Annotated in this window: 22 protein-coding genes, 1 pseudogene and 2 riboswitches; of the genes and pseudogenes, 16 read left to right on the top strand and 7 right to left on the bottom strand. The window is 59.4% G+C overall.

Annotation, left to right across the window (positions count from 1 at the left end):
- Positions 1–30: 30 nt before the first annotated feature.
- Genes ACZZZ4_RS21320 through ACZZZ4_RS21330 form a run of 3 tightly spaced genes read right to left on the bottom strand, consistent with a single transcriptional unit; the run spans position 31 to position 1,351 of the window.
- Entirely contained in the window at positions 31–444 is a 414-nt protein-coding gene (locus tag ACZZZ4_RS21320; protein WP_463548693.1) for a cobalamin biosynthesis protein, read from the bottom strand.
- On the bottom strand, positions 441–1,142 hold the full coding sequence (locus tag ACZZZ4_RS21325; protein ID WP_463548694.1) for a CbtA family protein: 702 nt from the start codon (positions 1,140–1,142) through the stop codon (positions 441–443). The genes ACZZZ4_RS21320 and ACZZZ4_RS21325 overlap by 4 nt, the downstream gene beginning before the upstream one ends.
- An 11-nt stretch (positions 1,143–1,153) precedes the next feature.
- Positions 1,154–1,351 (bottom strand): CbtB domain-containing protein, encoded by a 198-nt coding sequence (locus tag ACZZZ4_RS21330; protein ID WP_016774486.1) that lies wholly within the window; start codon positions 1,349–1,351, stop codon positions 1,154–1,156.
- A gap of 123 nt (positions 1,352–1,474) precedes the next feature.
- A riboswitch (cobalamin riboswitch) is annotated at positions 1,475–1,693 on the bottom strand.
- 188 nt (positions 1,694–1,881) lie between these two features.
- Positions 1,882–2,093, top strand: a riboswitch (cobalamin riboswitch).
- Positions 2,094–2,192: 99 nt separating this feature from the next.
- On the opposite strand from ACZZZ4_RS21330, the gene cobW reads away from it, so the two are divergent.
- From cobW to ACZZZ4_RS21355, 5 genes and pseudogenes are all read left to right on the top strand, one after another.
- A complete protein-coding gene (gene cobW, locus ACZZZ4_RS21335; RefSeq protein ID WP_463548695.1) occupies positions 2,193–3,257 on the top strand; it encodes a cobalamin biosynthesis protein CobW in 1,065 nt (354 codons plus the stop codon).
- A 3-nt stretch (positions 3,258–3,260) separates the two neighbouring features.
- Positions 3,261–7,109: a cobaltochelatase subunit CobN gene (gene cobN, locus ACZZZ4_RS21340; protein ID WP_463548696.1), complete on the top strand. Its 3,849-nt coding sequence runs from the start codon at positions 3,261–3,263 to the stop codon at positions 7,107–7,109.
- A gap of 142 nt (positions 7,110–7,251) precedes the next feature.
- Positions 7,252–8,102, top strand: a pseudogene (locus tag ACZZZ4_RS21345) (ATP-binding protein); the annotation flags it as partial.
- A gap of 160 nt (positions 8,103–8,262) precedes the next feature.
- Positions 8,263–8,925, top strand: coding sequence for a vWA domain-containing protein (locus ACZZZ4_RS21350; RefSeq protein ID WP_463549300.1), 663 nt, complete (start codon positions 8,263–8,265; stop codon positions 8,923–8,925).
- Positions 8,926–9,282: 357 nt separating this feature from the next.
- The gene (locus tag ACZZZ4_RS21355; RefSeq protein ID WP_463548697.1) at positions 9,283–10,842 is read left to right on the top strand and encodes a TerC family protein; all 1,560 of its coding nucleotides are present in this window, start codon (positions 9,283–9,285) and stop codon (positions 10,840–10,842) included.
- A gap of 125 nt (positions 10,843–10,967) precedes the next feature.
- Here ACZZZ4_RS21355 and ACZZZ4_RS21360 read toward each other — a convergent pair whose 3' ends face one another.
- On the bottom strand, positions 10,968–11,399 hold the full coding sequence (locus tag ACZZZ4_RS21360) for a thioredoxin family protein (protein ID WP_415762653.1): 432 nt from the start codon (positions 11,397–11,399) through the stop codon (positions 10,968–10,970).
- A gap of 90 nt (positions 11,400–11,489) precedes the next feature.
- Complete coding sequence (locus tag ACZZZ4_RS21365) at positions 11,490–11,894, bottom strand: hypothetical protein (protein ID WP_463548698.1); 405 nt, start codon at positions 11,892–11,894, stop codon at positions 11,490–11,492.
- Between the two features lie 419 nt (positions 11,895–12,313).
- On the opposite strand from ACZZZ4_RS21365, the gene ACZZZ4_RS21370 reads away from it, so the two are divergent.
- From ACZZZ4_RS21370 to kdgK, 8 genes are all read left to right on the top strand, one after another.
- Positions 12,314–13,162, top strand: a complete 849-nt coding sequence (locus ACZZZ4_RS21370; protein WP_463548699.1) for a transporter substrate-binding domain-containing protein — start codon at positions 12,314–12,316, stop codon at positions 13,160–13,162.
- A gap of 51 nt (positions 13,163–13,213) precedes the next feature.
- Complete coding sequence (locus tag ACZZZ4_RS21375; RefSeq protein WP_463548700.1) at positions 13,214–13,876, top strand: amino acid ABC transporter permease; 663 nt, start codon at positions 13,214–13,216, stop codon at positions 13,874–13,876.
- A 9-nt stretch (positions 13,877–13,885) separates the two neighbouring features.
- On the top strand, positions 13,886–14,548 hold the full coding sequence (locus tag ACZZZ4_RS21380) for an amino acid ABC transporter permease (RefSeq protein WP_463548701.1): 663 nt from the start codon (positions 13,886–13,888) through the stop codon (positions 14,546–14,548).
- On the top strand, positions 14,545–15,336 hold the full coding sequence (locus ACZZZ4_RS21385) for an amino acid ABC transporter ATP-binding protein (RefSeq protein ID WP_039758595.1): 792 nt from the start codon (positions 14,545–14,547) through the stop codon (positions 15,334–15,336). Before ACZZZ4_RS21380 ends, ACZZZ4_RS21385 begins: the two co-directional genes overlap by 4 nt.
- A gap of 31 nt (positions 15,337–15,367) precedes the next feature.
- Positions 15,368–15,757: a RidA family protein gene (locus ACZZZ4_RS21390; RefSeq protein ID WP_016774497.1), complete on the top strand. Its 390-nt coding sequence runs from the start codon at positions 15,368–15,370 to the stop codon at positions 15,755–15,757.
- Positions 15,758–15,915: 158 nt separating this feature from the next.
- Entirely contained in the window at positions 15,916–16,680 is a 765-nt protein-coding gene (locus ACZZZ4_RS21395) for an IclR family transcriptional regulator (RefSeq protein WP_415762646.1), read from the top strand.
- Positions 16,681–16,718: 38 nt separating this feature from the next.
- Positions 16,719–17,933: an amino acid deaminase gene (locus ACZZZ4_RS21400; RefSeq protein ID WP_463548702.1), complete on the top strand. Its 1,215-nt coding sequence runs from the start codon at positions 16,719–16,721 to the stop codon at positions 17,931–17,933.
- A 134-nt stretch (positions 17,934–18,067) separates the two neighbouring features.
- Entirely contained in the window at positions 18,068–18,991 is a 924-nt protein-coding gene (gene kdgK, locus ACZZZ4_RS21405) for a 2-dehydro-3-deoxygluconokinase (RefSeq protein WP_463548703.1), read from the top strand.
- Positions 18,992–19,035: 44 nt separating this feature from the next.
- Here the strand turns inward: kdgK and ACZZZ4_RS21410 are convergent, their stop codons facing one another.
- Positions 19,036–19,311, bottom strand: coding sequence for a peptidylprolyl isomerase (locus ACZZZ4_RS21410; protein WP_007912322.1), 276 nt, complete (start codon positions 19,309–19,311; stop codon positions 19,036–19,038).
- A gap of 51 nt (positions 19,312–19,362) precedes the next feature.
- The gene (locus ACZZZ4_RS21415; RefSeq protein WP_463548704.1) at positions 19,363–21,900 is read right to left on the bottom strand and encodes a PAS domain-containing hybrid sensor histidine kinase/response regulator; all 2,538 of its coding nucleotides are present in this window, start codon (positions 21,898–21,900) and stop codon (positions 19,363–19,365) included.
- A 109-nt stretch (positions 21,901–22,009) separates the two neighbouring features.
- Here ACZZZ4_RS21415 and ACZZZ4_RS21420 point away from each other — a divergent pair, with 109 nt between their 5' ends.
- The 3 genes from ACZZZ4_RS21420 (at position 22,010) to ACZZZ4_RS21430 (ending at position 26,947) form a co-directional block, all read left to right on the top strand.
- Positions 22,010–23,116, top strand: a complete 1,107-nt coding sequence (locus tag ACZZZ4_RS21420; protein ID WP_415762642.1) for a PilT/PilU family type 4a pilus ATPase — start codon at positions 22,010–22,012, stop codon at positions 23,114–23,116.
- A 148-nt stretch (positions 23,117–23,264) separates the two neighbouring features.
- Entirely contained in the window at positions 23,265–25,172 is a 1,908-nt protein-coding gene (locus ACZZZ4_RS21425) for a hypothetical protein (RefSeq protein WP_463548705.1), read from the top strand.
- A complete protein-coding gene (locus tag ACZZZ4_RS21430) occupies positions 25,169–26,947 on the top strand; it encodes a hypothetical protein (RefSeq protein WP_463548706.1) in 1,779 nt (592 codons plus the stop codon). Before ACZZZ4_RS21425 ends, ACZZZ4_RS21430 begins: the two co-directional genes overlap by 4 nt.
- Positions 26,948–26,962 lie beyond the last annotated feature (15 nt).

A 26,962-nucleotide genomic window follows, 5' to 3' on the forward strand; every position in this document is an offset into this window, starting at 1 on the left:
TCATGATCGATGGCGTGGATTATCGGGATTTTATGCAGCGCCGGCCAACGCCAGCGTCGCCTGCGCATATTTCTGCCGGGGAATCAGCAGTTTCGCCGGCGCCTGGATCAGTTGCTCGGCCAGCGCCAGCGCGGCGCTTTCTGCCACGCCGTAGCAGCCGGTGCGCTCAAAGGCGATTTGCGATTGATGGCTGAGACGCTGTTGATAGGGCGCCAGCTCGGCACTGTTGAAATACTGCAGCGGCAGGTTCAGTTGTGTGGCCAGTTCCAGCAGACCCGGTTCGTCGCGTTTGAGATCGATACTGGCCAAAGCCCTGACTGCTCGCAGTTCAATGCGATGCGCCTGCAACGCCTGATCGAGTAACGCGCGCAACGTACTGGCCGGGCAGCCGCGCTGGCAGCCGATGCCGACCACGAAGGTCGGCGCTGCGCGGTCATCGGTCATGCCTGATATTGGCTTGCGCTTTTGCGGCGGAATAACCACGCACTGATCAGGCCCAAGGCCAGCCAGAACGCGACGTTAGTCAGCTGCGAAGCGATTTTGAACTGGGCTTCCAGTGCCTCTGGCGCGAGCATGGAATGCACCTGCGGTTGCGGTGCGCCGATCACATGCGGCACGGCAAGAATCGCCACGCCAAGCAGCTTCATCAGCCAGTGGCGGCTGAAGGCGATCAGCGCCAGACCGACAGCGGTCGAGGCGGCAGTGCCGATCCACCAGATCTGCCGCGAAGCCAGATCAGCCGCCGCAGTGCCCGGCAATTCAGGTGGCAGCCCCAGCGTGGGCGCGAGAACGAACGTGGCGTAACCGGCCAGGCCCCATAGCAAGCCTTGCGAGGTTTTCGTCGGGGCACGCAGGGTGTACAGACCGGCAAGCATCAAGGCGAAACCCACCGCCACCACCAGGTTGCCGCCAGTGGTCGAGGCCACGCGTTGCCAGCCATTTTCTGGCTCCCACGCTTCGGCATCATGGCTGTGGACAGCGGTGCCAGCGGCGTGTTGGTGAACTTCGGCGACCGGTTCGGATTTCTCGAACGTTTCAGCCTGCAGAATCAGTGGCGAGACCCAGAAACTCTGCAGCAAGGTCAGGAGCAGGGCGGCCAGCAAGCCGGTGAAGCCTGCGGTTTGCGCGATACGCTTGATCATCTCGGCAAGCCTCAGTGGCACGGGAACGCGGCGCTGTGGCGGGTATCGTGGGCGGCGTTGTGCACCGCTTCGATGTGCGAGAAGCCGGCGAACCAGACCAGGCTGGCACCGAGGATCGAGGCGAAGAGGGCGGCGGCTACGCGCTGGCCCAAAGTGGTGCTGCTGGAGATGTGGTCAGTGTGGCTGACGGTATTGCTGATGATCGACATAGCGCTTCCCTCTGAAATGTCAGCGGGTAAACAGAGCGCATGAAAATCCCTGCGAGCCGGGCACGCAGGGATTTCGAACAGCGCCCGCCCACCGCGGGTTTGTTTGTGGTCAGCGGCGCTTGCGCGCGCTGGGTGTTGCGGGCCGGTCTCCGGGCTCACGAGGGGTTGGCACGAGGCCGACCTGCAAGCGTCACCTTCCCATGCCGGGGCACAGTGGATCTGACGCTTCGCTCGCTTACCGTTGCGGGGGCAGCACCGGACTGACATGGCTTTGAGTAAAGCACATGATTCACCGGTTTCCCGTTTCACCCTGTGAAGGGCACCCGTAACAAGGTGGGCAGGAGAACATGGGTTTGGGTTTTTAGTCAATTTCCGGGGGCAAAGCCTTTGCTGACTTTTTGCTGGGCCGGCATTCCGCTGTTTGAAAAAGTGAGTCGCTGCAAGAGCGAAACCGCCAGCGGCAGCCTCCGAAGCAACGGATATGCCCCGAACTCAGACTCACCGACCATTGACCCACGACGGACCCATGCGTAGCCTTGCGCTTTCGAGGTTCTTCGGCACTTGCCGAAGCTAAGAAGGGAACGCGGTCGAAGCCGCGGCTGCCCCCGCAACTGTGAACGGTGATGTTCGTTGCCACGCCACTGCCAGCTCAACCGATGAGCCAGCGGGAAGGCGCAGCGAATGCCAGGCCCCGCGCCTGAACGCCGTCAGCCAGGAGACCTGCCTCGTCACAGATTCTCACTACAACCGGGCGGGGTGATCCGGTGGCGAATGCTTCCGGCGTGCACGCGCGCTGCCGGTTCTCGTCCTGTATGCCCGCCGCTTGCCAAAGGGCATACCGATGAAAACACTGGCCAAACTTCCCGTCACCATCGTCACCGGTTTCCTCGGCTCGGGCAAAACCACGTTGCTACGGCACATGCTCGACAACGCTCAGGGCCGGCGCATCGCGGTCATCGTCAACGAGTTTGGCGAGCTCGGCATCGACGGTGAAATCCTCAAGCAATGCACCATCGGCTGCACCGAAGAAGAGGCCAGTGGCCGTGTTTATGAGCTGGCCAACGGCTGCCTGTGCTGCACGGTGCAGGAAGAGTTCTTTCCGGTAATGCGCGAACTGGTCGCCCGTCGCGGTGACCTTGATCACATCCTTATCGAAACCTCCGGCCTGGCCCTGCCCAAGCCGTTGGTGCAAGCCTTCCAGTGGCCGGAAATCCGCAGCGCCTGCACCGTCGACGCAGTCATCACCGTAGTCGACAGCCCGGCCGTCGCCGCTGGCACCTTCGCCGCGTTCCCGGATCAGGTCGATGCCCAGCGCAAACTCGATCCGAACCTTGATCACGAGTCGCCGCTGCACGAATTGTTCGCCGATCAACTGGCCAGTGCTGACCTGGTCATCCTCAACAAAGCCGACCAGACCAGCGCGGAAGATCTCGCACGGGTGCGCGCTGAAGTTGCCGAAGAGCTGCCGCCAGCGGTAAAAATCATCGAAGCCAGCAACGGCCGTCTGCCGCTTGACGTGCTGATTGGCCTCGGCGCTGGCTCCGAGGAACACATCGACAGCCGCCACAGTCATCATGATCACCACCACGACGGTGATGACGATGACCACGATCACGACGCCTTCGATTCGATCTCCATCGAACTGCCGCAAGCTGACGAAAGCCTGCTGCTCGACGCGCTGACGCAATTGGTGGTGCAGAACGGCATCCTGCGGGTCAAAGGCTTCGCGGCGATTCCGAACAAGCCGATGCGCCTGTTGATCCAGGGTGTGGGCACGCGTTTCGACAAGCATTTCGACCGCCAGTGGGGTGCCGAGGAAGCGCGCGTCACGCGCCTGGTGCTGATCGGTCAGGAACTCGATGCCGTGCAACTCGAAGCGCAACTGCGCGCCGCGCTCAGCGTTTAAGCCATGCACCTGCTCAGGACCCAGCCCGGCGGATTCGTCTCGGACGACAACATTGCCGATCTCGGACAAACCCCCGCCGAGCTGGTGATCCTGTGCAGCGGCGATTCCAGCCTGGCGCTGCTCGCCGAGGCTGCGCAGCAATTGCCCGATGACTACCCGAGCCTGCGTCTGGCCAACCCGATGCAGGTGCAGAATCATGCCTCGGTCGATCTGTACGTGGACGAAGTGCTGCGCCACGCCAAGGTCATTCTGATCTCACTGCACGGCGGCATTGCCTATTGGCGCTACGGCGTCGAGCGGCTGGTCGAGTTGTCCGAACGCGGCGTGCAACTGATTCTGGTGCCTGGCGATGACCGCCCGGACCCCGAGCTCAGCGACTTGAGCACGGTCAGCGCCGAAGTCCGCGATCGACTCTGGCAATTTCTGCGTCAAGGCGGCATGGGCAATGCGCTGGATTTCTTCCATTGCCTGGGCAACCAATGGTTCGCCCGCGATTACCCGTGGAGCGAGCCGCACACCCTGCCGCGCACGGCGATTTATCACCCACAGAAAACCAGCGCTGTCCTGAGTGACTGGCAAGCCGAATGGCGACCCGATCAAACCGTGGCGGCGCTGTTGTTTTATCGCTCGCATTTGCAGGCGGCGAACACGGCTTTCATCGATGTGTTCTGTCAGCGTTTGCAGGCAGCCGGGCTCAATCCGCTGCCGATCGCGGTGGCCAGTCTGAAAGAACCCGGCTGCCTGTCGGTGGTCGAGGATTGGCTGGATGAAGTCGAGGCCGGGGTCATCCTCAACACCACCGGTTTCGCTCAGTCCAGTCCCGAGGCGCCGCATCTGCGCCCGTTCCGCCGCAACATCCCGGTGATTCAAGCGATCTGCGCTCAGGACAACGAACCCGGCTGGCGCGACAGCGAGCAAGGCCTTGGGCCGCGCGATCTGGCGATGCACATTGCCTTGCCGGAACTCGACGGGCGCATCATCAGCCGACCGATCAGCTTCAAGGATCTGGCCTGGCGCAGCGAGCGCAGTCAGTCCGATGTGGTCTGCTACCGCGCTCAGCCCGAACGCATGGATTTCGTCGCCGAACTGGCGCGGCGTTGGGTTGCTTTGGCACGCGTGCCGAACGGCGAAAAACGCATCGCGCTGATCCTTGCCAACTACCCGACCCGGGACGGCCGCATCGGCAATGGGGTCGGCCTCGATACGCCGGCGGCGGCGCTGAACATCCTGCGGGCATTGCGTGCCGAAGGTTATCCCATCACAGCTGAGTTGCCCGACAGCGGCACCGAGCTGATCCAGCAACTGCTCGGCGGTGTCAGCAATGACCTCGACAGCCTCGATCTGCGTCCCTGTCAGCAGAGCCTGGCGATGGACGATTACCTGGCAATGTTCAACGCGCTGCCGGAGGCAAATCGCGCGGCGGTGGTCGAACGTTGGGGATCACCACACAACGATCCGATGTGCCGCGACGGCCGCCTGATGATCGCCGGTCTGCGTTTCGGTCTGACCTTTGTCGGCATTCAGCCGGCGCGCGGTTATCAGGTCGATCCGAGCGCGGTGTATCACGACCCGGATCTGGTGCCGCCGCACGGTTATCTGGCGTTCTATTTCTGGTTGCGCAACACCTACGGCGCTCACGGCGTGATCCACGTCGGCAAGCACGGCAATCTCGAATGGCTGCCGGGCAAGGGCGTTGGGCTATCGGAAAACTGCTGGCCGGATGCGTTGCTCGGGCCGCTGCCGAATATCTATCCGTTCATTGTCAACGACCCGGGCGAGGGCGCTCAGGCGAAGCGGCGTACCCAAGCGGTGATCATCGACCACCTGATGCCGCCGCTGACCCGCGCCGAAACCTACGGGCCGCTGCGCAATCTGGAGTTGCTCGCCGACGAATATTACGAGGCGCAACTGCTCGATCCGCGCCGCGCCCGTGAGCTACAGCGCGACATTCTGCAATTGGTGCGAGACACGCAGATCGACCGCGAACTGCAACTGGATGCTGCGCTGGACAGCGACGCCGATGCGGCGATCTGGTTGCCGCGTCTGGACACTTATCTGTGCGATCTGAAGGAATCGCAGATTCGCGATGGGTTGCACATATTTGGCGAATCGCCGAGCGGGCGCTTGCGTATCGACACGTTGCTGGCGCTGCTGCGCATCCCGCGCGGAGACGGCAAGGGCGCGCAGTCGAGCTTGTTGCGAGCGTTGGCCAAGGCGTTTGAGCTCGGTTTTGATCCGCTGGATTGCGCGTTGGCCGATCCCTGGAGCGGCCGGCGGCCGACCGAGTTGCAGACCATCAGCGAAGAAGTCTGGCGCACCGCCGGCGACACCCGCGAGCGCCTCGAACTCTTCGCCACCGACCTGATCTCCCAGGCACTACAAAATCCCTGTAGGAGTGAGCCTGCTCGCGAAGGCGTCGGGTCCGGCAATTCAGTTTTGAATGACACACCGCTTTCGCGAGCAGGCTCGTTCCCACAGGGGCCAGGGTGGTCTGATGTGAATGAGATCATCCAGTCCCTGCGCGAAGTCGTCGCCCCGCGCCTCGACGCTTGCGGGCCGGCTGAAATGCGCGGTCTGCTCGACGCCCTCAGCGGTCGTTTCGTCCCCGCCGGCCCCAGCGGTGCGCCCAGCCGTGGCCGCCTCGATGTGTTGCCTACCGGTCGCAACTTCTATTCAGTGGACGTGCGCAACCTGCCGACCACCACCGCGTGGCGCATCGGGTTCCAGTCGGCAACGCTGATCCTCGAACGACATTTGCAGGATCATGGCGATCACTTGCGCCAGTTGGGCTTGTCTGTCTGGGGCACCGCAACCATGCGCACCGGCGGCGACGACATCGCCCAGGCCATGGCGCTGATGGGCGTGCGTCCGGTCTGGGCCACGGGCAGTCAGCGCGTGGATGACTTCGAAATTCTGCCGCTGAGTCTGCTCGATCGCCCGCGTGTTGACGTGACGCTGCGGGTTTCGGGGTTTTTCCGTGATGCGTTTGCCAATCTCATCCGCCTGTTCGACGCCGCCGTGCAAGCGGTGGCCGCGCTGGACGAGCCTGACGACTTGAACCCACTGGCCGCCAAAGTGCGCGCTGAACTTGAAGCGCTGCTGCAAGCGGGCATTGATGAGGACACCGCGCGGCGTCAGGCCGGGTGGCGCATCTTTGGCGCGAAACCGGGGGCGTACGGCGCGGGAGTGCAAGGCGCTATCGACGGGCGCCTGTGGCAGACCCGCGAAGACCTCGCCGAGGTTTATCTGAATTGGGGTGCCTACGCGTACGGCGGCGCTGACGAAGGTACCGCCGCCCGCGAGCAATTCAGTCAGCGCTTGAGCCAGGTGCAGGCAGTGCTGCAAAACCAGGACAATCGCGAGCATGATTTGCTCGATTCCAATGATTATTACCAGTTCCAGGGCGGCATGCTCGCGGCGGTGGAGAGCCTGCGTGGCGAGGCGGCAGCCAGTTATCACGGCGATCACAGCCAGCCGGATCTGCCGAAGATTCGTACCTTGAAAGAAGAGCTGAACCGCGTGGTGCGCTCGCGCGCGGCCAACCCGAAGTGGATCGACGGGGTCAAGCGTCACGGCTACAAAGGCGCGTTCGAACTGGCGGCGACCGTTGATAATCTGTTCGCCTTCGATGCGACGACGCAGCTGATCGACGACCATCAATATGCGTTGCTGGCGGATGCGTACTTGCTTGACCCGGCGACCCGGGATTTTGTCCGTGAGCATAATCCCCATGCACTGCGCGACATGACTGAGCGCATGCTTGAGGCGCAGCAGCGCGGGATGTGGCAGGAGCCGGGAGCGTATAAAGATGCGCTGGAAAACCTCCTGCTGGACATAGAAGAAGACACCTGACACAACGCGATCCCTTGTAGGAGTGAGCCTGCTCGCGATAGCGATAGTTCAGCAAATCCATAAGTTGACTGATACACCGCCATCGCGAGCAGGCTCACTCCTACAGTTGAAACAATTCACCGACCATGACCGAGTACTCAAAATGACCGACACCCCACATTTCCCGCTCTCCGCCGTGGTCGGCGCCGATGACTTGAAGCTCGCCCTGTGCCTGACCGCCATTGACCCGAAAATCGGCGGCGTACTCATCGAAGGGCCGCGCGGCATGGCCAAGTCGACATTGGCCCGGGGCCTGGCGGATCTGCTCGCCAGTGGCCAGTTCGTCACTTTGCCGTTGGGCGCAACTGAAGAACGCCTGGTCGGCACCCTCGATCTCGACGCTGCCCTGAGCGACGGGCGCGCGCAATTCTCCCCGGAGTATTGGCCAAGGCTGACGGTGGCGTGCTGTACGTCGATGAAGTCAATCTGCTGCCCGATCACCTGGTGGACCTGTTGCTCGATGTCGCCGCCAGCGGCACCAACCTGATCGAGCGTGACGGCATTTCCCACCGGCATTCGGCGAGGTTCGTCCTGATCGGCACCATGAACCCGGAAGAGGGCGAATTGCGGCCGCAACTGCTTGACCGGTTCGGCCTGAACGTCGCCCTCAGCGGGCACACCGCGCCCGCCGAGCGCGGACAGATCATTCGCCGGCGGCTGGATTTCGACAGCGATCCACAAGGGTTCTGCGCGCAATGGGAAAGCCAGCAGCAGATTTTGCGTTCGCGTTGTGAACGCGCCCGCGAGCGCTTGGCAGCCATCCCGCTGGATGATGCGGCACTGGCGCTGATTACCGAGCGTTGCTTTGCCGCTGGCGTTGATGGCCTGCGCGCCGATCTGGTGTGGTTGCGCGCAGCGCGCGCCCATGCCGCGTGGCGTGGGTCGGACGCGATTGCTGCAGAGGATATCGACGCGGTGGCTGAATTTGCCCTGCGCCATCGCCGTCGCGAGCAACCTTCGACCCAGGCAGAATCTTCTGCCTCAGCACCGTCAGGCGCAGACAGCAAATCTGGCGAAGGGCAGGGCCAGTGGGGCGAGATGCCGGCAACGGCGCAAGCCACCGGTGCCCGCCGCGAAGTTCCGAGCTGGCCGCCGCTGGCAAAAAGCCCTAGGCATTCGCCCCCGATCCGACGCGGGGGCGAATGCCAGACCCCGTGCCGGACAACTCGACAATGGCCGCCAGGGCCAGCGGCATGGGGCCGGCAGCGGATCGGTGAACTGGCCGGGCACTCTCCTCAATGGCCGCCCCCGGCGCCGCGCCGATCTGCTGTTCCAGCAACGCACCCGCTCACCCCATGAGATCTGGCTGGTGATCATCGATGCGTCGGCTTCGACTCGTCGCCATCAGGCCTTGAGCGATGCCAAGGGTCTGCTCGCGCAACTGTTCGACGACGCTTACCGCCAGCGGGCGCGGCTGGCTTTGCTGACGGCCAGTGGCACCGCGCCGAAATGGCAGGTGCAAGGATTGAAGGCCTCAAGCGGCCTGAGCGTCTGGCTCGACGGCCTCGGCGCCGGTGGCGGCACGCCGTTGCTCGCGGCGCTGGCGCAGGCGCAGCAGTGGCTGACAGTGCGGCGCAAGCGCTTTCCCGCCGAACGGCAGCGCTGCCTGATCGTGACCGATGGTCGCCTGAAGGACGTGTCTGGGTTGCCCGTGCTGGCGTGCCCCGGATTGCTCATCGACATTGAGCGCGGGCCGATTCGCCTGGGCCGAGCGAAAGAACTGGCGACCGCGCTGCAAGCGCAGTATCAGCATATCGATGAGCTGGGTTTACGCTGAAATCCGCTGCGCCGCTCAAACCCTGTGGGAGCGAGCTTGCTCGCGAAGGCGTCTTCAGCAGCGCTGAAAATCTCCGGTCGAGTTCATTCATACAGATTTTGAAATGATTTGCCGCTGTGGAACGGGCCGGTCGACCCTGTACGCTCCAAGGCCATTTTTCATTCAGGATTTACATGAACACCCTCTCGGAGCCTCCCAGTCAGCATTCTCCAGCGCGCCTTCGCGCGGTCTTGATCCATTCGCAGCATCCCGTCTTCCGACTCCCGACTATGGTTGATAACGCGGCTCTTGAGCCTTCGCGTTGCACTTCGCCGTGTCCGGCAGCCTGAATTCACCGAAGAGAGATCGAGACGTTTTATGGAATGGTTAGCGGATCCCACGGCCTGGTTAGGCCTGTTGACTCTGATCGTGCTGGAATTGGTACTGGGTATCGACAACCTGGTGTTCATCGCAATTCTTGCCGACAAACTGCCGCCGCATCAGCGTGATCGTGCGCGGCTCATCGGCCTTTCGCTGGCGTTGATCATGCGTCTGGGCCTGTTGGCGAGCATTTCCTGGTTGGTCACGCTCACACAGCCGTTGTTCGAGGTGTTCGACAAGAGTTTCTCCGGGCGTGATCTGATCATGCTGTTCGGTGGTGTGTTCCTGTTGTTCAAGGCGACGATGGAGTTGCATGAACGCCTCGAAGGCCACGTTGGCGAGCGCTCGACCAACACAACCTACGCGCTGTTCTGGCCGATCGTCGCGCAGATCGTGGTGCTCGACGCCGTGTTCTCCCTTGATGCGGTGATCACCGCCGTGGGCATGGTCGATGAACTGGCGGTGATGATGATCGCGGTGATCATTTCCATCGGCCTGATGATCGTCGCCAGCAAACCGCTGACCCGCTTCGTCAACGCGCATCCGACCGTGATCATGCTGTGTCTGGGCTTCCTGATGATGATCGGTTTTGCCCTGACCGCAGAAGGTCTGGGCTTCCACATTCCGAAAGGCTATCTGTACGCCGCCATTGGCTTCTCGATTCTGATCGAGGTGTTCAACCAGATCGCCCGGGCTCGGCGCAAACGTTCGATGCAGGGCGTGCGGCCGATGCGCGAGCGCACAGCCCATGCGGTGATGCGTCTGCTCGGTGGCCGCAAGCTGGCGGCGGAGGAGGTTGGTGAGGAAATCTCCGACCTGCTGGACAACGGTGAAGCACCGGTGGCCGAGCTGTTCGACCGTCGTGAGCGGGTGATGATCAGCGGTGTGCTGCAACTGGCGGAACGGCCGATTCGCAACCTGATGACGGTGCGCGCCGACGTTGACCTGATTGATCTTGCCGATGATGCCGAAACCATTCGTACGAAGTTGATGCATTCGTCGTACTCGCGCTTGCCGTTGATTCGCGATGGTGCGGTGGATGAGCCGTTGGGCTTCGTACACAAGAAGGAACTGCTCAAGGAATATCTGGCCGGAAACGAGCCGAGCCTTGAGCATCTGGCGCGCAAGGCGATCAATCTGCTCGACAGTTATTCGATCCTCAATGCGCTGGAGCAAATGCGCGCGGCATCGACGCACATCGCCTTCGTGGTCAACGAATTCGGCGATTTTGTCGGCGTACTGACCATGACCGACATCCTCGAATCGATCGCCGGCGAGTTACCCGACGCCAGCGAAATCGAAGGCCCGGACGTGGTCGAAGAGCGCGGCGGGTTTCTGGTCAGCGGCGCGCTGCCCTTGGCTCGCGTTCGCCAGCGTACCGGCTTCGATGCCGAGCCGACCGAGGATTATCAGACCATGGCCGGGTTGGTCATGAGCCTGCTGGATCGGTTGCCGATGATGGGCGATCGACTGGAATACGAAGGCTGGCAACTGACCGTCAAAGCCGTTGAAGAGCGGCGCGTGACGCGGGTGCTGCTGGAGCGTGCTGCCGCGTAATACTTGAGCTCTCTACAGGCGATGCCGGCCTCTTCGCGAGCAAGCTCGCTCCCACATTTGAAACGGGTTCCAATGTGGGAGCGAGCTTGCTCGCGAATGCGATTTGGTAGTCTGGTGAGGCTCGTTCAGAACATCCGGCGTAGGCGTCCACGTGGAACGGTACGCAAAGTACGGAGTGTCCGACGCAACCAAGTCAGATCATGCGTTCGTTTGCGCGCGGCAACGGGCGCTTTGGTCTTGCCGATATGCACCGCGAAATCCCGTGCGAGAGTTTCTTCAGTGCCAATGCCTTTGAGCTTTTTGATCAGCCTGCCATTTTTGTAAAACAGCACTGTAGGCGTGCCGGTCACGTTCGGGTGGCGAGGCGATTGGCTGGTGTTAAGCATATAGATGTTGGCGCGCAGTCGGTAAGGCTCGGCAATCTGCCGAACGATCGGCCCGGCCCATTCGCAGGCGGGGCAGTGTTCATTAGCGAAATAAAGAATGACCGGACGCCAGGTTTTCAGGGCTTTGCGGTACGTATCAGGCAGGACTGTCATCGGTGCTCTGGAACTCATCGAATGATCCTTTTTTCGAGTGAAACGGTTACGTGTTCGTGGAAAAAACGAGTTACCCCTGGCTGGCAACTCGTTTTCTACAACTATGCGTCAGAGCAGCTTCGACAGAGTTACATCACCGAAGTAGGCACCAAACTCACCGAAAGTCCCGTCATCGGATTCCAGTTTGACAATGAACTTCAGAGTCGAAATCTGCGTCGTGAATTGTTCGAATTTCACTGTCCACTCCTGACCACCCCCGACGTTGAGGTGAACCGGCTCGCCAGTCGGGACAGGCTGCACGGTAATGCGACCCGCAAATCCGCCCAGCGTCTTCATCCTTGCCGACAACATAAATTTCCCGCCGCCGCCTTCCCCAGTCAGCACCTCCTGACTAATGGAATGCGGCGTTGCAATGACGCAGTCACCGGCCACGAACTTGACGTCAGATGGATTGGACACCGTCCAATGTGTGCCTTCTTGGGAAAAGTCGCCGTTCTTGATCAGATTAGCCATGTCAATATTCCTTATTGAGTCAGAGTTACAAGTGATGCTGCAGCCCTCGTATGGGCTGACCCAGTTAGCCTGCGGAGTTCATCGCGCACAACTGTCAACTCTGACAGGTAGACAGCTAAATCCGATGAGCGGTATGCAGGCAAAACGATCTCAATTGGTATTTGCGCTCGCCTCTTAAAAACTCACAACGTGCTCCCAAATGTGACGTTACTTTCCCGATACCGGGTAATTACGGGACGCGGGCTTTCGGGGCAGCCACTATGCGCGGATGCACTCCGTCCGTTAACTCACTGAATAATTTCAACTTTCCCGGTTGTCGCATTTTACGCTGAGGCTGTGGCACACTTTCTGCTGTCTATTCCGTAGTAACAAACCGTGTTCCGGTATAGCGGAATAAACACAATTCTGGAGTGCTTGCCATGCATCGCCGTCCTTCGTTGTTCAAAGCGTGTGTTTTTGTTCTTGCAGCTTCGTCCGCAGTCATGGGTATGGCCCAAGCTGCCGACAGCAAACTCGACAGTGTCCTGGCGCGTGGCAAGTTGATTGTCGGCACCGGCAGCACCAATGCGCCGTGGCACTTTCAGGGCGCGGACGGCAAGTTGCAGGGTTTTGATATCGACATCGCCAGGATGGTGGCCAAGGGGTTGTTCAACGACCCGAGCAAAGTCGAGTTCGTGGTGCAGTCGTCCGATGCGCGGATTCCCAATCTGCTCACCGACAAGGTCGACATGAGCTGCCAGTTCATCACCGTCACCGCCAGCCGCGCTCAGCAAGTGGCATTCACTTTGCCGTACTACCGCGAAGGCGTCGGCCTGCTTTTACCGAACAACAGCAAGTACAAGGAAATCGAAGACCTGCAGGCGGCAGGCGATGACGTGACCGTCGCGGTGCTGCAGAACGTGTATGCCGAAGAGTTGGTGCATCAGGCATTGCCCAAGGCCAAAGTCGATCAGTACGACAGCGTCGATCTGATGTACCAGGCGGTGAACTCCGGTCGCGCCGATGCCGCCGCTACCGATCAATCGTCGGTCAAATACCTGATGGTGCAGAACCCAGGCCGCTATCGCAGCCCGGCTTACGCGTGGAGCCCGCAAACTTACGCCTGCGCGGTCAAACGTGGCGATCAGGACTGGCTGAACTTCGTCAACACCGCTCTTCATGAAGCCATGACCGGAGTTGAGTTCCCGACCTACGCCGCTTCGTTCAAACAATGGTTCGGTGTTGATCTGCCATCTCCAGCCATCGGTTTGCCAGTCGAATTCAAATGATCCCGTGAGAGTGGGGCGATTTATGTCGCCCCGCTCAAGGTACTGCTGACCATGAACTATCAGTTGAACTTTGCCGCCGTGTGGCGCGATTTCGACACCTTGCTGGCGGGGCTCGGTCTGGGGTTGCAGCTGGCGCTGGTGTCGATCGCCATCGGCTGCGTGATCGGCCTGCTGATGGCGTTTGCCTTGCTCTCCAGGCATCGCGCCTTGCGGGTGCTGGCTTCGGTGTACGTCACGGTGGTGCGTAACACGCCGATCCTGGTGTTGATTCTGTTGATCTACTTTGCCTTGCCAAGTCTGGGGATTCGCCTGGACAAGATCCCGTCGTTCATCATTACGTTGTCGCTGTATGCCGGGGCGTACCTGACCGAAGTTTTCCGTGGCGGTTTGCTGAGTATCCCCAAAGGCCTGCGTGAAGCGGGGTTGGCGATCGGCCTCGGCGAATGGCAGGTCAAGGCTTACGTCACCGTGCCGGTAATGCTGCGCAACGTGTTGCCGGCGCTGTCGAACAACTTCATTTCGCTGTTCAAGGACACCTCGCTGGCGGCTGCGATTGCAGTGCCGGAGCTGACCTATTACGCGCGCAAGATCAACGTCGAAAGCTACCGGGTGATCGAAACCTGGCTGGTGACCACGGCGTTGTATGTCGCGGCCTGTTACCTCATTGCCATGCTGCTGCGTTACCTCGAGCAGCGTCTGGCGATCCGCCGATAGGAGGCTGCGATGTACGAATCTCCCAGTTGGTTGCATGAATTGTGGCTCGCTCGCGAGCCGTTGTGGCAGGGCTTTCTGACCAGTGTGCAGGTCTCGGCGTTGGCCATCGTCTTGGGCACCATGCTCGGCGTGGTTGCCGGCCTGGTCCTGACTTACGGCAGATTCTGGATGCGTGCACCGTTCCGCGTTTACGTCGATCTGATTCGCGGCACGCCTGTGTTTGTGCTGGTGCTGGCCTGCTTCTATATGGCGCCTGCGCTCGGTTGGCAGATCAGCGCGTTCCAGGCCGGTGCCCTGGGCCTGACGCTGTTCTGCGGCTCGCACGTCGCCGAAATCGTTCGTGGTGCGCTGCAAGCCTTGCCGCGCGGGCAGCTGGAGGCGGGCAAAGCCATCGGCCTGACGTTCTACCAATCCCTCGGCTACGTCCTGTTGCCTCAGGCGCTGCGGCAGATCCTGCCGACCTGGGTCAATTCGTCCACCGAAATCGTCAAGGCGTCGACCTTGCTTTCGGTGATCGGCGTTGCCGAATTGCTGCTCAGTACGCAACAGATCATTGCCCGGAACTTCATGACCCTGGAGTTCTATCTGTTCGCCGGTTTTCTGTTTTTCGTCATCAACTACGGCATCGAATTACTCGGCCGGCACATTGAAAAACGGGTGGCCCTGCCATGACTCAAGCTCAAGTTGCTTCACAGGATCAGGCGCTGCTGGACATTCGCGGCCTGCACAAACAGTACGGCGCGGTGGAAGTGCTCAAGGGTGTCGACCTGAGCATGCAGCGCGGCAATGTGGTCACGCTGATCGGCTCCAGCGGCTCGGGCAAGACCACGCTGCTGCGTTGCGTGAACATGCTCGAAGAATTCCAGGGCGGGCAGATCCTGCTCGACGGCGAATCCATCGGTTACGACGAGATCAACGGTAAACGTGTGCGCCATGTGGAAAAGGTCATTGCCCGCCATCGTGCGATGACCGGCATGGCCTTCCAGCAATTCAACCTCTTCCCGCATCTGACCGCGTTGCAGAACGTCACCTTGGGCCTGCTCAAGGTGAAGAAAATGCACAAGGACGAAGCCGTGGTGCTCGCGGAAAAATGGCTGGAGCGCGTCGGCCTGCTGGAGCGGCGCAATCACTTTCCCGGTCAGTTGTCCGGTGGCCAGCAACAGCGCGTGGCGATTGCCCGAGCGATTGCGATGAATCCGAGCCTGATGCTTTTTGACGAAGTCACCTCGGCCCTTGACCCGGAGCTGGTCGGCGAGGTGCTCAACGTGATCAAGGGCCTGGCCGAGGACGGCATGACCATGTTGCTGGTGACCCACGAAATGCGTTTCGCCTTCGAGGTCTCGGACAAGATCGTCTTCATGAATCAAGGGCGAATCGAAGAGCAGGGACCTCCCAAGGAACTGTTCGAACGCCCGCAATCGCCGCGTCTGGCGGAATTTCTCAAGAGCACGCGGTTTTGAATCTGCACTTTTGCAATCAGGAGAAACACCCATGAGTATTACGCGTTACGGCACCGGCAGCACCGCCGCCGGCGGCCAGCCTCGTCCATTCGCCCGCGCTGTCGAAGCGGATGGCTGGCTGCATGTGTCCGGTCAGGTACCGGCGGTGGATGGCGAGATCATTGTTGGCGGCATCGTCGAGCAGACCCATCAGACCATGAAGAACCTGATCGCGATTCTGGAAGAGGCCGGTTATGGCCTGGAAGACGTGGTACGGGCCGGTGTGTGGCTGGACGATCCTCGGGATTTCAGCAGCTTCAACAAGGTCTTCGCCGAGTACTTCAAACCCGAACACGCCCCGGCGCGGGCCTGTGTGCAGGCGAGCATGATGGTCGATTGCAAGGTTGAGATCGACTGCATTGCCTACAAGAAGAAGGCCTGAAACACGCCGATCGTTCCGACGCTATGCGTGGGAATGCAGCCCGGGACGCTCTGCGTCCCAAAAGCGGACGCGGAGCGTCCGGTAAGGCATTCCCACGCGGAGCATGGGAACGATCATTGGCTGTAAACTCCCGGCGACTTTGAATGGAACCCACTGAAATGACCGAAGACACCATCAAGCGCCGGGCTCGCGGTCTGGACCGGGCGTTCGATATCCTCGATTTTCTCAAGGAAATCGGCCAGCCGCTGCGCCCCAATGACATCGCCAATGGCATTGGCAGCCCGAAATCGACGGTCTATGAACTGGTCGCATCCTTGCTGGAACGGCGAATACTGGAGCCGGTGGGCAAGGACGGTCACGTCTATCTGGGCCGCCAGTTGTACTTCCTCGGCCAGGCGCATCTGCGCCATTTCGACCTCAGCCGTGAGGCCGATCACGCCCTGCAGGAAATCGTCAGTCAGACTCGCGAAACCGCGCAGATGTGCCTGCTCAACGGGCGCAAATACACGGTGGCGCTGATGAAGGAGGGCGAGCGGCATTTTCGCATTTCCTCCGATATTGGCGAAAACGCGCCGATCCCGTGGACCGCCTCCGGGCGCCTGCTGCTCGCGCATTTGAGCGACCAGCAGATCATCGATCTGATCGACGAAGACGACTACATCCTGCCCGACGGCGAACGCCTGCCACTGGAACGTTTTCTGGCGGAAATTCGTCAGGCTGGCATCGATGGCTTCTTCTCCTTCGACAGCGTCGCCGACACCTTCACCCATTGCTTCGCCGCGCCGGTCAAAGACCCGCAAGGCGTGGCCATTTGTACTTTGTGCATCGTCGCCCCACGGGCCGATGCGAAAAACAATTACAACGACTATCGCCGGGTATTGATCGAGAGCGCCAACAGCCTCGCCCGGCGGATCAACGAATAACCGCGGCTGCCTGCGGCCGCGCCTGTGAGGATTCGACCATGACCACTGCCATCAACTCTGCCGTAGAAAAAGGCGATGCCGCCATCGGTGCGCAACTGACCCGCGACGTCAGCCTGCCGGCGCTGGTGCTGCACCGCGAGGCGCTGGAGCACAACATTCGCTGGATGCAGAAGTTTGTCAGCGACAGTGGCGCGGAACTGGCGCCCCATGGCAAAACCAGCATGACCCCAGCCCTGTTCAAGCGACAGCTCGACGCCGGCGCCTGGGGCATCACCCTCGCCAGCGCCACGCAGACACGCGCCGCTTATGCCCACGGCGTGCGCCGGGTGCTGATGGCCAACCAACTGGTCGGCACGCCGAACATGGCGCTGATTGCCGATCTGCTCGCCGATCCGACGTTCGATTTCTATTGCATGGTCGATCACCCGGATAACGTCGCCGACCTCGGGGCTTACTTCGCTTCGCGGGGCCTGAAGCTCAACGTGATGATCGAATACGGCGTGGTCGGCGGACGCTGCGGTTGCCGTAGCGAGCAGGAAGTCATCGAACTGGCCAAGGCCATCGACGCGCAACCGGCGCTGGCCCTGACCGGCATCGAAGGTTACGAAGGCGTGATCCACGGCGACCACGCAGTCAGCGGCATTCGCGAGTTCGCCGCATCGCTTGTGCGCCTGGCGGTGCAGCTGCAGGACAGCGGCGCCTTTGCTATCGCCAAACCGATCATCACCGCGTCCGGTTCGGCCTGGTATGACCTGATTGCCGAATCCTTCGAAACGCAAAACGCCGCTGGCCGCTTCCTCACCGTGTTGCGCCCGGGCAGTTACGTGGCGCACGACCACGGCATCTACAAAGAAGCGCAGTGCTGCGTGCTCGACCGTCGCAGCGATCTGCACGAGGGCCTGCGCCCGGCGCTGGAAGTCTGGGCTCACGTGCAGTCGTTGCCGGAGCCGGGTTTTGCGGTGATTGCTCTGGGCAAGCGTGACGTCGCATTCGATGCCGGTTTGCCGGTGCCGCTGCTGCGCTACAAGGCCGGCGCAGTTCCGGCGGTGGGCGATGACGTCGGTGCGTGCAAGGTCACGGCGGTGATGGATCAGCATGCGTTCATGACCGTGGCGCCGGGGGTACAGCTGCGGGTCGGCGACATCATTTCCTTTGGTACATCGCATCCGTGCCTGACGTTTGACAAGTGGCGGGTGGGGTTGCTGGTGGATGAGCAGTTGGCGGTCATCGAAACCATGGAGACTTGCTTCTAAGGCTTGCGATTGCGTTGCGGCGGCTATTCGCGAGCAGGCTCGCTCCCACAAGGGCAATACGTTCCATTGTGGGAGCGAGCCTGCTCGCGAAAACGCCCGCACAGCCACCACCGACCCCCCAGAGATCCCACCCGATGAAAATCCTCCGCAACACCCCGCGCATCGCCCTGATCGGCGAATGCATGATCGAACTGCAGCAACGCGCCGACGGCAGTCTGCAGCAAAGCTTCGGTGGCGATACCCTCAACACAGCGGTGTATCTGTCCCGTGCGCTGGGCGATAAGGCGCACGTCGACTACGTCACCGCGCTGGGTGACGACAGTTTCAGCGACGCCATGTGCCAGATCTGGCGCAGCGAAGGCATCGGCCTTGATCTGGTACAGCGTTTGCCCGGTCGGCTGCCTGGTCTGTACTGCATCCAGACCGACGCCAACGGCGAGCGGCGCTTCCTGTACTGGCGCAACGAAGCGGCGGTACGCGATTGCTTCACCACCCCTGCGGCCGAGCCGATCCTCGCGGCGTTGCCGGACTACGACGTGCTGTATTTCAGCGGGATCACCCTCGCTGTACTCGGAATGCAAGGCCGCGCCCGACTGATCAAGACCCTGATTGAAGCCAGACAGCGCGGCGCACGCATCGTTTTCGACAACAACTACCGCCCACGCCTGTGGGCGTCTGTGGAAGAGGCGCGCGCGGCGTATCGCAGCGTCCTGTCTTATGTCGATCTGGCGTTGCTGACGGTGGATGACGAACAGGCATTGTTCGGGTTTGCCGATTGCGCTGAGGTGTTTGCCACGTATGCACAGATCGGCACGGCGGAAGTGGTGCTCAAGCGCGGCGCCGAGGCGTGTCTGATTCGCTGCGATGGTGAGGCGTTCGAAGTGCCGGCGCAGAAGGTCGACAAGGTCGTCGACACCACAGCGGCGGGGGACTCGTTCAGCGCGGCGTATCTGGCCAGGCGCTTGCTCGGCGGCAGTCCGGCGGAGGCGGCAGCGGCGGGGCATGAATTGGCCAGTCGGGTGATTCAAGTACCCGGAGCGCTGATCCCCAGAATTTGAAATGCAATCCCTTGTAGGAGCTGACGAGTGCACAGCAGCAGTGATCAATCCCGATAAAACACCTGCACCAGGTGATAGCCAAACTTGCTCTTGATCGGCCCATGCACGGTGCGCAGCGGTTTCTTGAAAATCACCGCATCAATCGCCCCGACCATCTGTCCCGGCCGCACTTCGCCCAGATCGCCGCCGCGCTTGCCGGACGGGCAGGTGGAAAACTTCTTCGCCAGCACATCGAACGCTTCACCCTTGGCGATGCGCTGTTTGAGTTGTTCGGCCTCTTCGGCAGTTTTCACCAGAATGTGGCGGGCTTGGGCTTTCATCGTGCGATACCTGATAACGGGTGACGGCGGGGCGCGCGATTATGCCTCAAGTCACGGGATCGGGGTGCTCAACTTGCGGATCTTGCTCGCCAGGACCTCGAGTACAAACGGCTTGGCGACCATGTCCATGCCTGCTTCGAGAAAGCCCTGACGCTCGGCAGCTATTTGCGCGTAACCGGTCATGAACAGCACTTTAAGATCCGGCCGATGCTGGCGAGCAATCTCCGCCAACTGGCGACCGTTCATGCCCGGCAGCCCGACATCAGTGACCAGCAGATCGATGCGTTGTGCGGATTCGAGCAGCGGCAGGGCGGTCTGCGCGTTTTCCGCTTCGAAGGTTTTGTAGCCCAGCTCCTTGAGCAGATCGAGTACCAGCATGCGCACCGCCGGATCATCTTCAACGACCAGCGCGGTTTCACCGGTCGATGACGCCGCAATCGGTTCGGCATTCTTCACCGACACCGCCTCGGCATCCAGTTCAAGCAAACGCGGCAAGTACAGACGTACGCAAGTGCCTTGTCCCGGCACACTGTCGAGGCTGACATGGCCGCCGGACTGCTGGGCAAATCCGTAGATCATCGACAGCCCCAGTCCGGTGCCCTGGCCGATCGGCTTGGTGGTAAAAAACGGGTCGAACGCCTTGGAGCGAATTGACGGCGTCATGCCGGTGCCGTTATCGCTGACCGCGAGCATGACGTATTCCCCGGCCTTCACCGGCTCGAGAATGGTGATGTCGCTGCTGTCGAGGTACACGTTCGCGGTCTGGATCAGCAACGCGCCGCCCTCCGGCATCGCATCGCGGGCGTTGATCACCAAGTTGAGCAGGGCATTTTCCAACTGACTGACGTCGGTGCTGACGGGCCACACGTCGTCGGGCAGGCGCAATTGCAGATCGATGGCATCGCCCTTGGTGCGCCGGATCAGGTCTTCCAGCGAGTGCACCAACTCGTTGACGTTCAGTTGTTTGCGGTCCAGCGACTGGCGCCGCGAGAACGCCAGCAAGCGGTGGGTCAGCGCCGCTGCGCGATTGGCCGATGACACCGCCGCCTCGGTGAAGCGGCCAATCTCGTCGGCGCGTCCGTTGGCGATATAGCGCTGCATCAAATCCAGACTGCCGATGATGCCCGTGAGCATGTTGTTGAAGTCATGAGCGATGCCGCCGGTGAGCTGGCCGACAGCTTCCATTTTCTGCGCGTGGCGCAGAGCATCTTCGGCGCGCTCGCGCTCGAACATCTCGTTCTGCAAACGCTGGTTGGCCTGGGCCAGTTGTTCGGTGCGGGCGCTGACGCGCTCTTCGAGGGTTTCATTGAGATTGCGCAGGGCTTCCTCGGTTTTTTTGCGCTCGGTCTCATCGATGACAAAGATGTAGAAACCGTTGACCGCACCGTCCGCGCCATGACGGGGCAGATAGTTCATCAACGCGTGACGGGTGCTGCCGTCGCGGTGCGGCGTGTAGAAACTGAACGAACAGGAGCGTCCTGCCAGCGCTTCAGCGATAAAAGGTGCACGCAGGAAATACGCCTCTTCGCCGATGACTTCGCGAATCGTACGACCGTACAGCTCTTGCGGAGTCAGCCCGTACCAGTCGAGATAGGCCGCGTTGTTCAGACGAAAACGTTCTTCGGCGTCGACATAGCTGATCAGGATCGGCATGGCGTTGATGATCAACTGCAATTCGGTCTGGCTCTGACGCAGCGCCTGTTCGGTGTGTTTGCGTTCGGTCAGGTCCAGCGCCGCGCCGAGAAAACGCACCGGCCGACCATGATGATCCTTGTAGCAACGGCCGCGTGCGAACACCCAGCGCAGCGTGCCATCAGCCTGCAGCAAGCGGTATTCCTCGGCGTACTCAGTGCCATGAGTAATGCAATACTTGATGCCGCGCGCGACCATGGCGCGATCTTCGGGGTGTACCCCGTGCAGATATTCGCTGATCGGCAGCTGCCCGGCCCTGGTCGGATCGACACCGTGCAATTCGGCAAAGTGCGCATCGGCGATGAAGCGGTCTTCGCCAATGTCCCAGTCCCAGGTACCTACCGCGTCGGTGGCGGCCAAGGCCAGTTGCAGGCGTTCTTCGGACTGGCGCTGGGCCTTGAGGCTTTCCTCGGAACGGCGCTGCAATTCCAGGGCGATGCGGCGGCGTTCGTTGGTTTCGATGGCCGTGATAAGGATTCCCGCTACCTGGGCGGTTTCATCGCGAATCGGGCTGTAGGTCAGATCCAGCCAGAAATCGGTTTTCTTGCCGTCACGTTGCACGCTGAAACGTTGCTCGCTGAAGCTGCGCACCTGGCCCTGCAGCACCGCCTGGTAAATCGGCTCGGCGAAATCCCGCACTTCCGGCCAGACCTCATGCGTCGGTTGCCCGAACGCTTCGGGATGTTTGCTCCCGGCGAGCAGGGCAAAACCATTGTTGTAGATCTGCGTGAGTTGCGGACCCCATAACAGCAGCATCGGCATCGGTGAATGAATGACGATATCCACCGCCGTGCGCAAGCTCTGCGGCCAGGTGCCGGCGGGGCCCAGCGGGCTGCGGCTCCAGTCGGTGCGGGCAATCAGGGCCTGAGCGTCATCGGTGGTGGGTACAGCGTTCATGTTTCAATCCTGAGCGTGGTTCGGTGAGACGGGGTCTATCATTGTTGCAGGAGCCGCGCCAAGCGTAGGCCAAATCTGCTCATTCAATGCTTCGCGGGTGCTGTCAGCCATGGAAATCGATGCACTGTTGACAATATTGTCGCAAAAAAACGGTTCTGATCTGTTCCTCTCTACCGGCGCAGCGCCGAGCGCGCGCATTGACGGTGTGCTGAGAGCGTTGAGCGATCAGCCATTCAAACCCGGCGAAACCGCGGCCATCGCCGCCTCCCTGATGGACGCCGAGCAACGCCGGGAGTTCGACCGGGATCTGGAAATGAACCTGGCAATCTCCCGAACGGGCGTCGGGCGCTTCCGGGTAAACATTTTCAAGCAGCGCAACGACGTGTCGATTGTCATCCGCAATGTCAAACTCGACATCCCGCGATTCGAAGACCTGAAGCTGCCGCCGGTGTTGCTGGAAACGGTGATGCTCAAGCGAGGGTTGATTCTGTTTGTAGGCGCAACCAGTTCAGGCAAGTCGACGTCGCTGGCGGCACTCATCGATCACCGCAACCGCCACAGTGCCGGGCACATCGTGACGATCGAAGACCCGATCGAATATATCCACCGGCACCAGCGCTCGATCGTCAATCAGCGCGAAGTCGGTGTCGACACACGCAGTTTCCAAGCTGCTTTGAAGAACACGCTGCGCCAGGCCCCGGATGTGGTATTGATCGGCGAAATACGTGATCGCGAAACCATGGAGCATGCGTTGTCATTCGCCGATACCGGGCATCTGGTGTTGTCGACCTTGCACGCGACCAATGCCAATCAGGCGCTGGATCGGATTATCAATATGTTCCCTGAAGAGCGGCGACCGCAGTTGCTGCAAGCGCTAGGCAATAACCTGAAAGCATTTATCTCACAGCGCTTGGTGCGTACTGTTGATGGTCAACGAAGGGCTGCTGTTGAGGTATTGCTAGGCACGCCAACGGTGGGAGATCTGGTTCGGCGAAATGAACTGGGAGAACTTAAAAGCGTTATGGAAAAGTCGGAGGGTGCAGGTATGCAAACATTCGACTCCGCGCTTTATAAGCTGGTTGAAGAAGGTGTCGTCGATGTAGATGAAGCAATTAAACATGCAGATTCTGTGAATAATTTAAGATTGCGGATAAAGCTGCACTCAGACGATAGAATCAAAGATGACTCGTCGGGTGGTTGGGGGTTGATTGAGTAAAGTGGATGTTTACTGAGTTCGTGTTTGTTCTGTTGAAGTTTTCGCCCTGAAATGTCGGTTAATAACTAACTGGTTGATTGATGTTTGGTTCTGTTTAAAGTTTAAAGGCGTCGATTATGACGCTAATGAATTTAAACTAGGACAGAACATGAAGATCAGAAGTGGTTCCTCTGGTAGTGCAGTTATGGCTGCGCAGGAAAATCAGTTATGCATTAAAGCTGATGGGTTAGAGCGGAAAAAAATAACGTCAGTGCTTTATGCGTTGTATAAAGTGCGACAAAGTGCAGCGTTGATCGATATGGAGTCAATTACTTTGACCTTGGAGGAGGAATCCTCTTTTTATTATGTGCACAAGACCTTCAGCAAAATGCTGGCGGATCTGATCAAGCCATACGATCGTAACGCGGTTGCAATCGTCACCAGCGCCGGGCTTGACGTCTGGATCAACAATGGAAGTGGCGCTGAAAGCATACGACAGAAAATACAATCTGACCCGAATAAGCAGGCAGTCCTGAAAATAATCATGGAGGGCGCGGCGCAAACGGGTGGAGCAGTCCGCTCGGTAACGGACGATGCCAGTTATGCTCAATGGCTGCGCTTTCACGGGCTGTTGGTCCCGACTGATGTCGAGCAACTGGAATCTCTGCTGAATTTTCTGCAATGGGAATTCCGCCGTAGTGACCGTATCGCCAATTATTGGGACTACATCAACGGCCACGACGGTGGCTCAGCTGCATTGACCGTAACTCAGTGTCAAGAAATTCGGACATTGACCGCGAAGCTGGTTCCCGCCGGAAAAGGTTTGCTGGGTATGTTGTATGAAAACGTCAAGCCTGTTTTACATGATGGGGTTGATTGGGAAACTGCCGACGAGGTGCTGCAGGAACTTGTGCATCATCAGTTTTCCTATGATTTGGCGAAGAAATATATTGATGCACTGCAGTGGTGGGGCGCTCGTGCTGGCGAGGAGTGTGATGCGAATGATTACGTGCAGGTTCTCTACACGGCCATTCTTCTTCAACTTGATCCAGGTATTGGCAACAAGAAACAGCGCAACGAAATCGCTGGCTATGATATTTATCATCCGGCCGTTGCCGCCGATAAGAGCCTGGCCAGTATTCGGCAGAGCTTTGAGCAGTATCTTGTCGGCCAGAAAATCGTGCCCCGCACGTTGGTGCCTTTGGCATCACATATGCTGTTGTCCGCGGTGGCCCCGGCACTTTTGATGGATGGTGTGCCGACATGGCTGACTGCGGGTTCAATCGGATGGGTAACGTTGTCTCAGGCGGTCGGCATGATCGAGCTCAGCGTTAGAGGAGCTGCACGCTTTGTCCATTACAATGACGCAATGCTGTTTGCCGACATGGGGTCGATCAGTCAGGCACTGGGCCAACTCCAGGGCCTGGCTGCAGTTGATGTCATCATTGATTGGGCGTTGATCAACGAGGTGATCGCGCAAAGTGATCTGAATGCATCGGTCGCCAATGCCGCCGAGAAAGCGCTGGGTGCTTATCAAATACATGTAGAAACGATGGTCAACGGCGTGAAGGCGTTTTCCGCGCTCGTACCCAATCGGAAGAAGCTTGCGCTGGAGGCTTTGCAAAAAGCTTTACCGGAATGTGATTTCCTGGAGGATCCGCTACTTCGGCCAGAAACGTTCTCTGGTACACGAGTCTCAATGCTGGATTTGCACATCGAGGGTGTACTGACTTCGGGCGAATGGGACTGGAATGAAACACCGCACATTCTCACTCAGTATCCGCAATTGATGAGGCTGGCGATCAATCAAAGTGTTTTTGAGGATGAAGTTCGACAGTATCATCGGTGCCTGCATAGCGCGATCGCATCCAATATCAAACTAGCCTTGTCGGGTATGCCCCGGCAAGATCGCGATATTTTCGCTAAAAGCCGGATAACGTTTTTTACTGTTCGGGCGCCAGTTACTGAATTGGTCTATCCAAACAGCAATTACAACTTGGTTGGCGTAGGCAATAAAGGCCCTCAACGCGTCGAGGTGCAAGCGAAGAAAGATCAGGCAAGGGGCGCTTCGCGGTGATCATGATCGCCTCTTACGGCGATAATCAAATGCTGTGCTATGAGTTATTCAGTCTTTTGGGCGAGTGCCGACGAAATGACACTCTGGGTGAGCTTGTTCTGAAAACGCAAAAGATGAATATGCCGGCCAGGCTGGATTTCAAAGGGAATAGCAATGATGCCTTTTTTCCTCTGCCCGAAACCCATCAGGTTCCAACTGACTTTCAGAGTTATACGCAGGGCACACGCCCCCGCGCTAATGCCTCCGATATCATGGTCATAGAAAAGCTGGGGACGCTTGCTGCCCCGACAACTGCGCCAGCGGACAAGCACAGTCTTTATCAGTTCTTCATGGACGAACATATAAACAATATCGCGCAATTCGTGATAACCCACCGGCCTGTCGGCAGCGTCGATGAACTGATGTTGGCGTTTACAGAACTTACGGAAAGAGAGTCTCTTACCAAGAAGACCGACGAATGGGTGACGTTTGTAATTGATCTCGTTGTGCCCTTCAAACGATGCATTGAAGACATTGCTTCGGGTGAGGGCAACAAAGTCGTGGATGGCATTTATGCCTGCACGATGGATGCGATCGGGATTTTCTTCACTGTCTTGGGCGCCCCGGCAAAGATACTGACGATTGCAGCAAGAACAGTTTCGCTGACGGCGAAACTCGCCAGCGTCGTGAAATATTCCTTGAAGTTGACGGTGTCGACATTCAACCCCATAGATGGGTTACCGACGGCCGGATACCTCGCGACCAAGTCACTTTTGAAAAGCGGCCTTGAATTAAGCAGGCAGGGAGTCAAGCTACTCGACTCAGCGACCTCGCAATTGCATCGATTGACCGGTAGACGTCAATCCGTGGACTTTCTGAAGTTATCCAGTTTGCCCCAAGCCGGTCAGGGCAAATGGAAACCCCGGGCGGGTGCCGCCGATGTGGTTAACGTATGTGCGTTGAACAGAAACAATCAATGGTATGCGATAAGCAGTCGCGGTACTCCGTGGGGGAAAACGCTGGCTGACTTCCAGTTTCAGCACGCGTTCACTGTGCCTGGCGTGCGTCCCGAGAGCTATACGCGACATATCGTTCAGAACAGTCTGCCGATTGCGCGGGAAAAGGTTAACGCGGCAGTCAACCTGCTCAGCATGCCAAAGCTCAATACCAAGACCGATTTTGCCATTGGCCTGTTTTTAGGCAGCACCCCTGGAGGGCGAGATGAGTTTGCGACTTTATTGACGGCTGTTCGATTGAACGTCTACGACACGTCCGCCAGCAATTTCGTGCTGGACAGTGCAAAAATCGATGATCAAACCATTGAAGTCAGCCAGACCCAATACAGCGAATGGAAAAAGGCCGGCTTGCACGAGAAGGAAAGTGTCGAGTACCTGATCATCAACAACCGAAATCTCAATTCCCGTTTCAATGCAGCAGGTTTTAATTACGGTGAGGTTGCGGACGATCTGCTTCATGAGATGTTCCGCGCAGGGGCAGGCAAAACTGATTTGATTACCGCCCCGGCCAGTATGCAGAACAACACTGCCGTCCTCGATGTGGCACCGTTGCTGAATCTCGCGGCTGGGCGCCTGCCGAAACCGGGTGGCGGGTTTCACAGTGCCGCTGAAGCTCGGTCGAATGCCGACTCCTATGCAGTGTTGACTGCGCTGCTGAGTCAGGTGGAAACGGATGCTGCTGCATACTTCAAGAACGTCCAAATCCTCAATGCAGCGGTCAGCCGTCACATCGGTCGGACGATAGAAAGTGAAGTTCTCATTGAGTTGAACGGTGATTGATTCGTAACGCTGCCC

It is taken from the genome of Pseudomonas sp. AC252, assembly GCF_979258105.1.